Source organism: Pseudomonas fluorescens group sp. (genome assembly GCF_020093335.1).
GTDB lineage: Bacteria > Pseudomonadota > Gammaproteobacteria > Pseudomonadales > Pseudomonadaceae > Aquipseudomonas > Aquipseudomonas petroselini.
This window is the reverse complement of sequence record NZ_JAIOKW010000070.1, coordinates 1-12,520: the sequence shown is the minus strand read 5'-3', so window position 1 is coordinate 12,520 and position 12,520 is coordinate 1. Positions and strand designations below refer to the sequence as shown.

General features: G+C 62.8%; 11 protein-coding genes and 1 pseudogene. 7 read left to right on the top strand and 5 right to left on the bottom strand.

The features are described 5' to 3' along the window. From K7431_RS30455 to K7431_RS30440, 4 genes and pseudogenes are all read left to right on the top strand, one after another. Positions 1-695, top strand: a pseudogene (locus K7431_RS30455) (MFS transporter); the annotation flags it as partial. Between the two features lie 61 nt (positions 696-756). Next, positions 757-1,191 carry a hypothetical protein gene (locus tag K7431_RS30450; protein ID WP_015885062.1) on the top strand — a complete coding sequence of 145 codons (435 nt, stop codon included), beginning with the start codon at positions 757-759 and terminating at the stop codon, positions 1,189-1,191. Further along, the gene (locus tag K7431_RS30445; protein WP_015885061.1) at positions 1,188-2,648 is read left to right on the top strand and encodes an ATPase domain-containing protein; all 1,461 of its coding nucleotides are present in this window, start codon (positions 1,188-1,190) and stop codon (positions 2,646-2,648) included. The genes K7431_RS30450 and K7431_RS30445 overlap by 4 nt, the downstream gene beginning before the upstream one ends. A gap of 8 nt (positions 2,649-2,656) precedes the next feature. Beyond that, positions 2,657-3,676 (top strand): sensor histidine kinase, encoded by a 1,020-nt coding sequence (locus K7431_RS30440; protein WP_015885060.1) that lies wholly within the window; start codon positions 2,657-2,659, stop codon positions 3,674-3,676. Here K7431_RS30440 and K7431_RS30435 read toward each other — a convergent pair. Further along, the gene (locus K7431_RS30435) at positions 3,673-4,734 is read right to left on the bottom strand and encodes an SDR family oxidoreductase (protein WP_015885059.1); all 1,062 of its coding nucleotides are present in this window, start codon (positions 4,732-4,734) and stop codon (positions 3,673-3,675) included. The two genes, K7431_RS30440 and K7431_RS30435, sit on opposite strands and share 4 nt — an antisense overlap. A 157-nt stretch (positions 4,735-4,891) precedes the next feature. On the opposite strand from K7431_RS30435, the gene K7431_RS30430 reads away from it, so the two are divergent. After that, positions 4,892-5,689, top strand: a complete 798-nt coding sequence (locus K7431_RS30430; RefSeq protein WP_015885058.1) for a DNA/RNA non-specific endonuclease — start codon at positions 4,892-4,894, stop codon at positions 5,687-5,689. Here K7431_RS30430 and K7431_RS30425 read toward each other — a convergent pair. Next, positions 5,640-6,908 (bottom strand): MFS transporter, encoded by a 1,269-nt coding sequence (locus tag K7431_RS30425; RefSeq protein ID WP_015885057.1) that lies wholly within the window; start codon positions 6,906-6,908, stop codon positions 5,640-5,642. The two genes, K7431_RS30430 and K7431_RS30425, sit on opposite strands and share 50 nt — an antisense overlap. Positions 6,909-7,181: 273 nt before the next feature. On the opposite strand from K7431_RS30425, the gene K7431_RS30420 reads away from it, so the two are divergent. Beyond that, complete coding sequence (locus tag K7431_RS30420; protein ID WP_015885056.1) at positions 7,182-8,393, top strand: YeeE/YedE family protein; 1,212 nt, start codon at positions 7,182-7,184, stop codon at positions 8,391-8,393. A gap of 1 nt (position 8,394) precedes the next feature. On the opposite strand, the gene K7431_RS30415 is transcribed toward K7431_RS30420, so the two are convergent. Both K7431_RS30415 and K7431_RS30410 read right to left on the bottom strand, forming a co-directional pair. Next, on the bottom strand, positions 8,395-8,556 hold the full coding sequence (locus K7431_RS30415; protein ID WP_080567208.1) for a DUF2986 domain-containing protein: 162 nt from the start codon (positions 8,554-8,556) through the stop codon (positions 8,395-8,397). A gap of 119 nt (positions 8,557-8,675) precedes the next feature. Beyond that, positions 8,676-9,716 carry an alpha/beta hydrolase family protein gene (locus K7431_RS30410; RefSeq protein WP_015885055.1) on the bottom strand — a complete coding sequence of 347 codons (1,041 nt, stop codon included), beginning with the start codon at positions 9,714-9,716 and terminating at the stop codon, positions 8,676-8,678. 135 nt (positions 9,717-9,851) lie between these two features. Between K7431_RS30410 and msrA the strand changes: the two genes are divergently transcribed. Next, on the top strand, positions 9,852-10,358 hold the full coding sequence (gene msrA, locus K7431_RS30405) for a peptide-methionine (S)-S-oxide reductase MsrA (RefSeq protein ID WP_043205687.1): 507 nt from the start codon (positions 9,852-9,854) through the stop codon (positions 10,356-10,358). Between the two features lie 86 nt (positions 10,359-10,444). On the opposite strand, the gene K7431_RS31465 is transcribed toward msrA, so the two are convergent. After that, complete coding sequence (locus K7431_RS31465) at positions 10,445-12,466, bottom strand: FIST N-terminal domain-containing protein (RefSeq protein WP_015885053.1); 2,022 nt, start codon at positions 12,464-12,466, stop codon at positions 10,445-10,447. Between the last annotated feature and the right edge of the window lie 54 nt (positions 12,467-12,520).

The window sequence follows — 12,520 nt, the reverse complement described above, 5'->3', positions numbered from 1 at the left end:
CCTTCGGCCTGATGTCGGCCGTGAGCCTGGTACTGATTGCGTGGGTGCTGGTGAAAGTCCCGGACTACGCGCCCCAGCCTGCGCATCAACGCGTGTCGTTGGGCAAGGTGCTGACGACGCCGGGCGTACGGCCGGTGCTGGCGGTGGTGATGACGTGGATGCTGGCGCACAACATTCTGTACACCTACATTGCACCGTTCGTGGCGCCTGCCGGCTTGGCGGAGCGGGTTGACCTGGTGCTGTTGGTGTTCGGGATGGCCGCGTTGGCGGGGATCTGGATCGCGGCCAGGTTGGTGGAGCCGCTCTTGCGTAACACGGTCCTGGCCAGCCTGGCGGTGTTTGGGGGCGTCTCGCTGGTGTTGGGCTTTTTCGGCGGCGTGCCTGAAGTGGTGTACCTCGGTGTGGCGGTCTGGGGCCTGAGTTTTGGCGGCGCGGCAACCTTGCTGCAAACCGCGCTGGCCGATGCAGCGGGGGATGGCGCGGATGTGGCGCTGTCGCTGAACGTGGTGGCCTGGAACAGCGCCATTGCCGGCAGCGGCGTGGTCGGCGGGGTATTGCTGGATACCTGGGGCGTGGCGTCGTTTCCGTGGGCGATGCTGGTGTTGGTGGGCGTGTCCCTGGCGATTGCCTGGGGTGCCAGCGCCCATGGTTTCAAGCCCGGCCGACGGGCCGCTGAGGCAATAGTGGCTCATTAAACCTTCGGTCGAGCGCCATAGGGTGTACGCTGGGTCTCAATTCATCGGATATTAGCCCTTCATGTCCACACAAAGCGAAGAGAGCCGCCAGATCGTAGCTTCTCTGGCGCACCGTGTTGGTCCCACCGCTGATATTGCAGGCATCGCCCAGGCGATCATGTCGATATTGCAGGACATGGACGCAGCACTCACCCCCATTATCGGGCAGCAAGGCTGTGTCGCGCTGTTGCGTCGCAGCCTGCACCTCAGCGCCTCGAAGCATGCGCGACTGGCCGGTTTGCATGATCGCGTGCAGGCCGCGCCGGATCGGGCCGAACTCAAAGCCCTATTGCTCGAGCAGAGCGAAGCCGATGCGTTGTTTTTCGGTGAAGAGCTGTTGACCACCTTTTACGCCTTGCTCACCACGCTGATCGGGCCCTCGCTGACCGCGCGTTTACTGCGCGACGTATGGGCACCTTCTTTGAGCGACACCCCTTCGCAGGAAAATTCGCCATGAGCACCAAAGTAACTATCAACCGCCTGGCTACCGGTGTGCCAGGTCTGGACGAGGTGCTGGGCGGAGGTTTGCCGGAGTTTTCGTTCAACCTGATCGCCGGCCCGCCCGGCTGCGGCAAGACCACCTTGGCGCATCAGATGATGTTCGCCCTGGCGACACCTGAACGCCCTGCACTGTTTTTCACCGTGCTGGGCGAGCCGCCGCTGAAGATGCTGCGTTACCAGCAGCAGTTCGACTTTTTCGACAACGAAGCGATCAACCAGTCGATCCGCTACATCAACCTGGCCGACGACACCTTGGCCGGTGATTTGGATGAAGTGCTGCGGCGCATCGTCAGCGAAGTCGAGGCGCACTCACCGTCACTGGTGTTTGTCGACTCCTTCCGTTCGGTGGTGTTGGCCAGCCAGACCCAGCACAACCCCAACAACAACCTGCCGCAGTTCGTTCAGCAACTGGGCATGTTGATGACCACCTGGCAGGCGACCACCTTCCTGATCGGCGAGTATTTCACCGAAACCGACACCAACCCGATTTTCACCGTGGCCGATGGGCTGATCTGGTTGCGCCAGAGCGTCGAGCGCAATTCGATGGTGCGCAAGATGGAAATCATGAAGATGCGCGGCCAGCCGACCTTGCCGGGGCTGCACACCTTCCGGATCGCCAGTTCGGGCATCAAGGTGTTCGCACCGGCCCCGCTCAACCCGGTCGAGACGCCGATGACGCTGCCGGTGCAACGCCTGAAAATGGGCGTGCCACGCCTCGACGAGATGCTCGGCGGCGGCCTACCCCGTGGTTACTCGCTGCTGGTGGCGGGGCCTTCGGGGTCGGGCAAAAGCATTCTCGCGGCCACCTTCCTGGCCGAGGGCGCACGCAATGGCGAAACCGGGGTTATCGCGGTGTTCGAGCAACGCCCCAATCACTCGCAAAACGCCACGCTCGCTGACTTGATCCTCAGCGGCAAGGTCGGCCTGGTGGACAGCCGGGCGCCGGACCTGTCGATTGATGAGATTGTCCAACTGCTGCTCAGCGAAATCAGCCGCCTGGGCGCCACGCGGGTAGTTATCGATTCACTGTCGGGCTTTGAGTTGGCCCTGGCGCCGACCTTTCGCGCCGACTTCCGCGAGTCGTTGTCGCGCATGGTCACCGCGTTGACCCGCGCCGGGGTCAGTGTGTTGATGACGTCAGAGCTGGAAGATCGCTACACCGACCTGCGCTTCAGCCCCTACGGCACGGCGTTCCTCACCGACGCGATCATCGTGCAGCGCTACATCGAAGTGCGCAGCCGCCTGTTGCGCATCATGGCCGTGGTCAAAGTGCGCGCCAGCGCCCACTGCGACGAGCTGCGCCAATACCACATCAATGACGATGGCCTGCAGATCGGCGAGATGCTCGTTGACCAGGAGGGGCTGCTCGGTGGACGCCCAACCACCCGGCGCACAGGAGACCCTGATGTTTGAGCTGACCCATGAGTAATACGCCTGGAGAGGAGGAGCGTAAGGTGGCCAATGCTGCCCACGAACTCTTCCTGCTCGGCCAGAAAACCGTTGAAGCCCGCGCGGTATTGGCCGCGCTGCAGCAACAGCTGGACGACGCCAACAGCCGTTTGGAGGATTCCCAGCACGTCGAGCAACTGATCGAGGCCAACCAGCAGTTAGTGTTGGCGATACTCCTGGCGCAATCCGACGCGGTCGCGGCCCCCCAGGTCGAGGATCAGCCTCTGTTTCAGGCGCTGCGCGAAGCGAACGCGCAGTTGGTGATCGCCGCACTCAGCGCCCAGGACCTGCAGGCCACGGCGGAGCAGGCTTTGGGCCAGCAAAAAAGCATCCTGGCGATGGTCGCCCACGAGCTGCGCAACCCGCTGACGCCGATCAGCCTGATTGCCGAGCGCATGGTGCGGCTGCCCAGCGACCAACTGCCGCGTATGCGCGAGTTGATCGAAGGCCAGGTGCAGCACATTTCCCAATTGGTCGATGACCTGTTGGATGTCTCACGCGCCAGCACCGGCAAACTGCGTATCCACCGCCGCGAGGTGGACATGCTGCGTATCCTGAATGCTGCCGTCGACGCCTGCAGCCCGGTGATGATCAGCCGCAAACAGCAATTCGACGTAGCGCTGCCCGACGCCGTCCTGACCGTGGACGGCGACCCCGTGCGACTCGCGCAGATCCTGCACAACCTGCTGGGTAACGCGGCCAAGTACACCCAGGCGGGCGGCACCATTGCGATGGTGGTGACCGCAGAGGCCGGACAGCTGAGGATCAGCATTGCCGACAACGGCATTGGCGTAACCGCCAAGGCCTTGCCGTTCATTTTTGATCCTTATGTGCAAGACGCCCACGCCATCGGTTTCAACAGTGCCGGCCTGGGCATTGGCTTGACCGTGGTGCGCGAACTGGTCGAAGCCCATGGCGGCACGGTGACGGGCAAGAGTGAGGGGCATGGCAAGGGCAGCGAGTTTGTGGTGAGGCTGCCCCTGTCGGGTTAAGGGATCAACCGCGCGGCGCGCAACTGATCGAACACCGCGAAAAACGCCTGGTCGCTGGCCTGGTAAGCGGTGAAACCCAGCTGGCGGCTTTTGGACATGTCCGTGACCACCTCGATCGGCCGCCCCAGGTCGGCATCGGTGTGCCACGGCGAGACGAGCCGGCTGATGTCGGCTTCTTTCAACCCATGCTGCGCAACCATCTGGCTCCAGGCGGACTGGTCATCGGCCATCTGCTGCTCAAGCGGGCAGGGCTGGGCGGGGAAGTCTGCCGGGGTGAGGCCAAAGTAATCGGCGATTTGCCCCCACATCCATTGCCAGCGGAACACATCGCCATTGGTGATGTTGAACGCCTGGTTCGCCGCCGCCGGTGTGGTCGCTGCCCATAGCTGTTGTTGGGCCAGTTGCCGGGCATCGGTCATGTCGGTGAGGCTGTCCCACTGCACACGCGAACCTGGGAACACAAACGGGCGCCCGGTGTGTTTGCACACGCTGGCGTAGACGGCGAGGGTGGTCGCCATGTTCATCGCATTGCCCACGGCGACGCCCGTGATGGTGTGCGGGCGGTGCACGCTCCAGGTGAAGCCGTCTTTCTCGGCCGCAGCGAACACTTCGTCCTCTTGGGCGTAGTAGAAATTCTCCACGTCCAGGCGGCCTTGTTCTTCGCGGAACGGGGTCTGCGGCAGGCTGCCCTTGCCATAGTTTTCGAACGGGCCGAGGTAGTGCTTCAAACCGGTCACCAGGGCCACATGCTGCACCGTGCCGGCGGGGCGCACGGCGTCCAGCACGTTGCGCACCATGGCGGCGTTGACGCGGATGTTCTCGGCTTCTGTGGCCTGGCGCGACCAGGTGGTGATGAACACATGGGTGGGTTTCAACTCGGCCAGTGCCTGCTGTACTGAGGCCGGGTCTTGCAAGTCGGCGGCTACCGGGATCACGCCGGGTATCTGGGACGGGCTACGGGACAGCGCGGCAACCTGCCACTGGTTATCGAGCAGTAACTGGGTGGTGGCGCTGCCAACGATGCCGCTGGCGCCCACGACGAGTGCGGTCTGGGTCATACAATTCTCCCTAGGATGTAGGGTTCTGAGCCCTGGCGTGTAGGAGAGGTTCAACCTTATCCGTGAGCCTTGCGGCACCAAACCGGCCTATCAGGGTCCATACACCCCGCACGAACATTCGCGCTCGTCCGTTTACCCTCACCATAAGATCTAACGCATGTACCTACGCAAGATTGCAGTCGGGCTGTCGGCCCTCGTTTTACTCTCCACCGCTGTAGACGCACGCAGCCTGGCCAATCCCTACACCCCCACGCAGCAACGCAGTTCGTTTGACGGTTGCGCCCAACTTTTTCCCGCCACCACCCCGATCAACATGGCCACCGTCCCGGCGTCGATGAAGCCCTTGGCCCTGTGCTCCGACACCTTCGCAGTGCTGTACTCGCAAACCAGCAAGACCCCGCTGGTGGTGGTTGAACGCCTGAATGCCACGCAGTTGAAAGACGCCAAAGGCGAGGAGCGCACCAACCAGTTCTACCCCGACCCACGCATCCCCAAGGCCGGGCGCGCCGAGCTGAGCGACTACCGCAGCCAGCACCCGGCCGTGGACCGTGGCCACCAGGCCCCGGCCGCCGATGCGCCCAACGCCCATGCCATGGCCCAATCCTTCGCGCTGTCGAACATGGTGCCGCAAGACCCCACCAACAACCGCAAGATCTGGAGCAAGGTCGAGGCCGACGTGCGCAAGTTTGCCCAGCGCTCCGGCGGCGATGTGTACGTGTTTACCGGCCCGCTGTTCGACGCCGGCTACAGCACCATCGGTAAAAACAAGGTCTGGGTGCCGACGCGCCTGTTCAAGCTGGTGTACGACGCCTCGTCCCGGCGCGCCTGGGCGTATGTGCTGCCCAATGCTGAGACGCGCATCCAGAAGCCGATGGACTACGACACCTTCGTGAAGAGCACCGGGCTCAAGTTGTTGGGGAATCTTCCGGTTTCCGGGTCGGTGGGGCGGACGTGATCGACGCGGGCCGATCCATCTGGCGCTTGAGGGTATAGAGCGCCACACCCACCGCCAGGATGCCCGACACGGCGCCGACCCCCAGCGCCCAGCGCGGCCCGAGGTGGTCGGCCACCCAGCCGACGATAGGCGCGCCGATCGGCGTGCCGCCCAGGGCCACGCCGACACGCAGGGCGATCACCCGGCCGCGCATGGCCGGCTCGGTGGTGAGTTGCATCAGGCTGTTGGTGGTGTTGCTGAAGGTCATGGCGCCCACGCCGATGATCACCAGCGCCACGGCGAACAGCCAGTAGTTCGGCGCCAGGGCCGCCAACGTGCAGCCGATCCCGAAGATCGCCGCGCCGTTGAGCAGTGACCTGAACTGCGGCCGTTCACGGCCAGCCGCGATCAGGGCGCCGGCGATGGTGCCGATGGCCAACGTCGAAGACAACAGGCCATAGCCGCGCGCATCGGTATCGAACACGCGGACCGCCATGGTCGAGATGAAAATCGGAAAGTTCATGCCGAAGGTGCCGATCAGAAACAGCATCAGCAGGATCGCCTTCAAGTCCGGCCGCGCCCACACATAGCGCAAGCCCTCGGTGAGGCTGCCCTTGGTGCGCAGGGCGCGAACCTTGGCGTGCTGCCCCGACACCCGCAGGAAAAACAACGACGCCAGCACCGCAAAAAAACTGCTGCCGTTGAGCAGGAATGCCCAGCCGGTGCCCACCGACGCGATGGTCAGGCCGGCCACCGCCGGGCCGATCATGCGCGCCATATTGAACGAGGTGGAATTGAGCGCGATGGCGTTGGACAAGTCCTTCTCGGCCACCAGCTCCGCGACGAAAATCTGCCGCACCGGCGCATCGAACGCCGACGCGCAGCCGGACAGGAACGCGAACACATACACGTGCCACAGCTCGACAAACCCGGTGATGGTGAACACCCCCAGCGTCAGCGCCAGCAAGCCCATGACCGCCTGGGTGACGATCAGCAGCTTGCGCTGGTCATAGTGGTCGGCGGCAAACCCGGTCCACGGCAACAGCAGCAACTGCGGCCCGAACTGCAACGACATGACGATGCCGACAGCGGCGGCGTTGTGCGGGGTGAGCTGAGTGAGTACCAGCCAGTCCTGGGCGGTGCGTTGCATCCAAGTGCCGATATTGGACACCAACGCACCCGCGGCCCAGATGCGGTAGTTGGGGCTGCGCAGCGAGCGGAAGGTGCCGAGGAAACTCATGGCGGTATTTTTTACTCCTCAAGGCGGGATGATCTAAACAGCGCCTGGGTGTATGACGCGGCAGGCGCAGTTCACAACCACAGTGAAGATCAATGTGGGAGTTGTCGAGCCCCAGCGAGGCTACGAAGGCGGCGGTATTGCCAGCCTCTTCTTTGCCTGACCCACCGCTATCGCAGCCTCGCTGACGCTCGACAGCTCCCACACTGAATATCACCCCACGGCGTTATACTCGCCCCCTCGCAATCAACCCATTCAATCAACCCGGGATACCCCATGAGCACCTCTCTCCCTCTCACCCCTGCGCGCAAGCCTGTCGCGCCGCTGGTGGCCTTTATCATCCTGGTGCTGGGCGCCCTGTTCCTGCAAAACAGTGTCGGCTCACGCCAGGTGCTGTTACTGGTGGTCGGCGCTGCACTGGGCTTGACCCTTTACCATGCGGCCTTCGGTTTTACCTCGGCCTGGCGTGTGTTTATCAATGATCGCCGTGGCGCCGGCTTGCGTGCGCAGATGGTGATGCTGGCGGTGGCGGTGCTGCTGTTCTTCCCCGCGTTGGGGGCGGGCAGCTTGTTCGGCCAGCCGGTGGTCGGGCTGGTGGCGCCGGCCGGGGTGTCGGTGGTGTTCGGGGCGTTTATCTTCGGGATCGGCATGCAGCTGGGCGGCGGTTGTGCGTCGGGCACGTTGTTCACCGTGGGCGGCGGTAATGCGCGCATGCTGGTGACGTTGTTGTTCTTCATCTGTGGTTCGTTGATTGCCACACACCACGTTGACTGGTGGTTTGCGCTGCCTGCGTTCCCGGCGGTGTCCATCGTCAAGAGCTTCGGTGTGCTGCCGGCGCTGGGCTTGAGCCTGACTGTGTTTGCGCTCATTGCGGTTATCACCGTGCGCCTGGAGAAGGGCCGTCATGGTCAGCTGGAAGAGGGCGTAAAAAGCGAGCACCAAGGCGTGCGCCGCTTCCTGCGTGGGCCGTGGCCACTGGTGTGGGGCGCCATCGGCCTGGCCCTGCTCAACTACGCCACCCTGGCATTGGCGGGGCGGCCATGGGGTATTACTTCTGCGTTCGCCTTGTGGGGCGCCAAGGTGGCAAGCGGTCTGGGTGTGGACGTGGCGAGCTGGGCGTTCTGGCAAATGCCGGGCAATGCCAAGGCTCTCGCCGCGCCGGTATGGGAAGACATCACCAGCGTCATGGACATCGGCATTGTCCTCGGCGCGTTGTTGGCCGCAGGCCTGGCCGGGCGTTTCGCCCCCAGCCTGAACATCCCGGCGCGCTCGCTGGTGGCGGCGGTGATCGGCGGCCTGTTGCTCGGCTATGGCTCGCGTCTGGCCTACGGCTGCAACATCGGCGCGTACTTCAGCGGCATCGCCTCGGGCAGCCTGCATGGTTGGGTGTGGCTGGTGGCGGCGTTTATCGGCAATGGTGTGGGCGTGCGGTTACGGCCGTTTTTCTTTGACGGCGAGCGGCCGCAGGTCGCGTTGAGTGGTTGCTGAGTCAGCTCTGCGGGGAAATGTCTGGCGCCTGGGCGGCTTCAGCCGCCAGCTTTTCCCGGTCCGCCTTGCTGACGTACGTATCTTTTTTCTTCGGCGCCAATTTGGCGCTGGCTTTTTTGGCTTTGGCCTTGAAGAGCTGCTGGAGTTTTTTCTGGCGATTCATGTCTTTTACCAACCTTTGAAAGGCCTCGATGATACCAGTTTAAAAAAGCGGGCTGTTCCCCTGCGCGCTTTTCAGCATAAGGCGCTTGATAAAGCCTTTTCCGACTGTTGGCGTTGCTCTTAGGGGGGAGCCGTGCGCTGCAAAAATTCGCTGATCAGCGCGATCACCTGCTGCTGGATCACCGCTCGCGGCCGAGCGCCCTCACCATCCCGGCAGATCATGCCATCGCCTGGCGAACTCTCTTCAACCAAGGCCATGCCACCTGGCTTGCAGATCGGCATGAAACTGAAGTGAGTGGCATCGTCGATCTTCACGTACTGCGTCGACGCCTCTGGCAGCCGCTTGGCCAAGTCGGCGGACTCCAGATTGAAGTCCATATCCTCGGTTGGCACGCCCCCCGCAATCACCAATGTCGGCACTTGCAGTGCGGCCAGGCTGGCGTCGGTCATACCGCGCGACAGGCCCAGGTCCAATGACACGATGGCGGTAACGCGCTTGTCGCGCAAATCCGCCGCCAGTTGGGCCTTCCCGTCTGGTGTGCCGGCGGGGTTCATCTCCCGGTAGCCAATGCAACCGCCCAGCTTGGGGTGGACGGCGCAGTCGCGACTGAACAGGTCGGGGTCGAAGCGCGCCCCGGCGATTTCCAGCACGGTCCAGCCGCCGAGGGAGTGGCCCACGGCGGCAATCTGGTTTTTCGCCACCGCGCCAAATTGCTTCGGCTGGGCCAGGACCGCGTCGATAGCACGGCTCAGGTCGGCCGGGCGTTGCCATAACTGCGCGGCGTTTTGCGGGCTGCGGTCCTGGGTAGTGGTGCCGGGGTGGTTGATCGCCGCCACGATGTAACCCTTGTGCGCCAAAGCACTGGCCAGCCACACCTGTTTGCCCCAATTGCCGCCGTAACCGTGGGAGAGCACGACCAGCGGATGGTCGCCGCTGGCCGGTGGTGCGTCAGGCACGGCAAGGGCGCCGATGAAGACCGCGTTGTCGGCGATCAGCTGGGGTTGAACAGTGGTGGCGGCGGGGTACCAGACCACCATTTCAAGCGCGCGGTTGGTTTGCGCGGCGGGCAGCGTGGTGGTTGTGAAACCGACGGAGCGTTCGTCGGCGAAGGCAGGCGTGGCCAGGCAGAGCAGGAACAGGGCGCGAAAAGCAGTTTTCATTTTTGTTATCGTCCTTGATTCGGGGCGTGCATCATTACCTGAAACCGTTCGTCCGGGTATCCCCCCAACCCGCCCTTGGTATTGGCCAACACAGCCCCATAACTACCCTGTATCCATTCAGGGGAAATGCCGACCATGACCAACCAAACCGAAACCGCCATTCTTGCCGGCGGTTGCTTCTGGGGCATGCAAGACCTTTTGCGCCGCTACCCCGGCGTGCTGCACACGCGGGTTGGCTACACCGGCGGCGATGTGCCGAACGCCACCTACCGCAACCATGGCAACCATGCCGAAGCGATTGAGATCGTGTTTGACCCGGCGGTGATCAGTTACCGGCAGCTTCTTGAATTCTTTTTCCAGATCCATGACCCGAGCACGGCTAACCGACAGGGCAATGACCTTGGGCCCAGTTATCGTTCGGCGATTTATTACCTGAGTGAGCAGCAGCGGGATATTGCCGAAGATACGGCTGCGGATGTCGATGCATCCAAGTTGTGGCCGGGTCGGGTGGTGACAGAGATCGAGCCGGCCGGACCGTTTTGGGAAGCGGAGCCGGAGCATCAGGATTATCTGGAGCGGATTCCTAATGGGTATACGTGCCACTTTGTGCGGCCAAATTGGAAGCTGCCGAAGCGGGGTTGAAGAGGGCGGTGAGGAGGAAGGTCAAGGGTGGCGGCGCGCCAGCGAAAGGTGTGCGCGCCGCCTCTTGATGTGAACCGTTGCCTTGCCTACGCGTGGGTCAGCCCGGTCAACGTATCCGCAATGGTTTTGGTGCGTTGCGCCGTGCCTTCCGTGGCGCGGCTGGAGGCCTCCAGTGCATCGAGCATCTCGCGCAGTGCGCCGACCCCGGTGGACTGATCTTCAATCTGCTGCGCAACGCGCTGGATCTCACTCGACAGCAGGTCGATATCCACACCGATTTCCGCCGCATTCTTACGCGTGATCTCCGCCAGTTTTCGCACCTCATCGGCCACCACCGCAAAGCCCCGGCCCAGGTCACCCGCGCGCGCCGCTTCGATGGCGGCGTTGAGCGCCAGCAGGTTGGTCTGCCCGGCGATCTGCTGGATCACCTGCACAATCGACTGGATACGCAAACTCGAACCGGCCAGCGTCCGCGCGCCTTCAACGGCAACATCCGCCTGGCTGGACAGCCCCTCCACCGTCGCCCCTGCCTGGGCCGACACGCTGTTTTGCCGATCAATAGTGCCCACCAGGTCGTCCATCGACGCATGCAGCTCACCGGAGTAATGCTTGAGCTGCGCAGCGATGTCCTCCTGCTGACGCTCGGCATGTGCCAGCACCAGGCCCAAGTCCGCCAGACCTTCGAACACCGGCAGGATATTGCGGTCCAGCCCACGGGTATTCAGGGTGTTGGTGAAGTCGTTGTTCTTGAATGCGGCAATCTGCTTGACCACCACATGGTTCAACCCCGCCAGCTTCTTCACCTGGCGACGTAGGAAAAACGCCTTGAACTCGCCATAGTGCGCGATGAAATTATCCACGTACTCATCACTGAAACTGGCACCCTTGGCGACCCGGAAAAAGAAAATCGCCGTCAGCGTCTGGTTCAGGTTCAACCCCAGAATCTCACCAAAGGTCGAGAACCCCGCCAGCGGCACGTCCCCAAACGCCCCGGCCATGCTGCCCAGCTCGGCGGCGTTGTTGAGTCGACGCAAAATGCAGTCATTCAAAATACCCGCCACCGGCACACCGCCCTTGCCACGCAAAAATTGCTCGTAGTCCAACCGCGTCGCCTCACGCAAGGGGGTGCGCCGCACCATCACCAACTCCTCGCCCGGCGCCACGTCGCAAAACAACTGCACGATCTGCTGCTCAAAGTCGATGCGCGCAATGGACCGCACGAACAACTCACTGCCCACCCGGATCGCAAACGAATAATCCGCCAGCTTCGACTCCAGCGCCTGGGGCGCACAACTGAAGGCATCACACAGCGCCTGCACCATGCTCTTGATATTGCCGGCGCTGTCGATCACCTGATCAATCGTGCGGTCCTCCACCGAAGCCGTCAGCACACTGAAGGTCAAATCCGCCGGCTTGAAGTTCTGGCTCTTGAACACCCCAAACCGCACCTGCGCCGCCGTCTTCAGGAACACAATCTGCGCATGGTGCTGATAACTGCGCTGGCCGTCATGAATCAGTGTCTTCTTGAAATCCGATTTACCCCCGGCCGACCCCCCCACAAACAGGCAAGGAAAGCGCCCCGACTCATACAGCGCCTCCATAAAAAACGACTCCGACGCCGACAACCCATCGAACACCACATACGCCAACGTATCGCGATGATCAATCGCGGTACGCACCTGCACCCGCTTGATATTGCTCACCAACTTGGCAATGCGCTCCTGCATGCCCATGCGCTTGCCGCCACTGCGGATGTCCTCGCATTCCAGCGGCACCATCACGACTTCGGCGGAGGCGATCACACTGTCGTCAAACAGCTGCAAGACGATCCGGTCCCAACGCTCGCCCGTGGCGCAATACAGCGAATTGGGTGCGTTGCAGAGCTCGCCGGAGGTGGTGCAGAGGCTGATGGTGGACTGGGGGAAGCGGCGTTTGAGCTTGGCGGCGATGGCGTCGATGTCGAGGTGGGGGGAAATGAAACCGGTGATCAGGGTGGGAGTGATGCGCAGGGTGGTGAGGGAAGCGTCCAGGTCGTTGGCGGTGCAGGTGAGCGTGGTGGTGCCTTGACGAGCGGCCCGGGGGCTTTTGAAGAGGGAGAGTGGATTCATTAGGTGGGGGCTCGAAAGGATGGGGGCACACGGGAGAAGTGTGTGGATAGTGAG

Excerpts from the sequence above, each read along its gene's own strand:
- K7431_RS30450 (WP_015885062.1), top strand. The coding sequence starts at position 757 with ATGTCCACACAAAGCGAAGAGAGCCGCCAGATCGTAGCTTCTCTGGCG.
- K7431_RS30430 (WP_015885058.1), top strand. The coding sequence starts at position 4,892 with ATGTACCTACGCAAGATTGCAGTCGGGCTGTCGGCCCTCGTTTTACTC.
- K7431_RS30420 (WP_015885056.1), top strand. The coding sequence starts at position 7,182 with ATGAGCACCTCTCTCCCTCTCACCCCTGCGCGCAAGCCTGTCGCGCCG.
- K7431_RS30445 (WP_015885061.1), top strand. The coding sequence starts at position 1,188 with ATGAGCACCAAAGTAACTATCAACCGCCTGGCTACCGGTGTGCCAGGT.
- msrA (WP_043205687.1), top strand. The coding sequence starts at position 9,852 with ATGACCAACCAAACCGAAACCGCCATTCTTGCCGGCGGTTGCTTCTGG.
- K7431_RS30410 (WP_015885055.1), bottom strand. The coding sequence starts at position 9,716 with ATGAAAACTGCTTTTCGCGCCCTGTTCCTGCTCTGCCTGGCCACGCCT.
- K7431_RS30415 (WP_080567208.1), bottom strand. The coding sequence starts at position 8,556 with ATGAATCGCCAGAAAAAACTCCAGCAGCTCTTCAAGGCCAAAGCCAAA.
- K7431_RS30425 (WP_015885057.1), bottom strand. The coding sequence starts at position 6,908 with ATGAGTTTCCTCGGCACCTTCCGCTCGCTGCGCAGCCCCAACTACCGC.
- K7431_RS30440 (WP_015885060.1), top strand. The coding sequence starts at position 2,657 with ATGAGTAATACGCCTGGAGAGGAGGAGCGTAAGGTGGCCAATGCTGCC.
- K7431_RS30435 (WP_015885059.1), bottom strand. The coding sequence starts at position 4,734 with ATGACCCAGACCGCACTCGTCGTGGGCGCCAGCGGCATCGTTGGCAGC.
- K7431_RS31465 (WP_015885053.1), bottom strand. The coding sequence starts at position 12,466 with ATGAATCCACTCTCCCTCTTCAAAAGCCCCCGGGCCGCTCGTCAAGGC.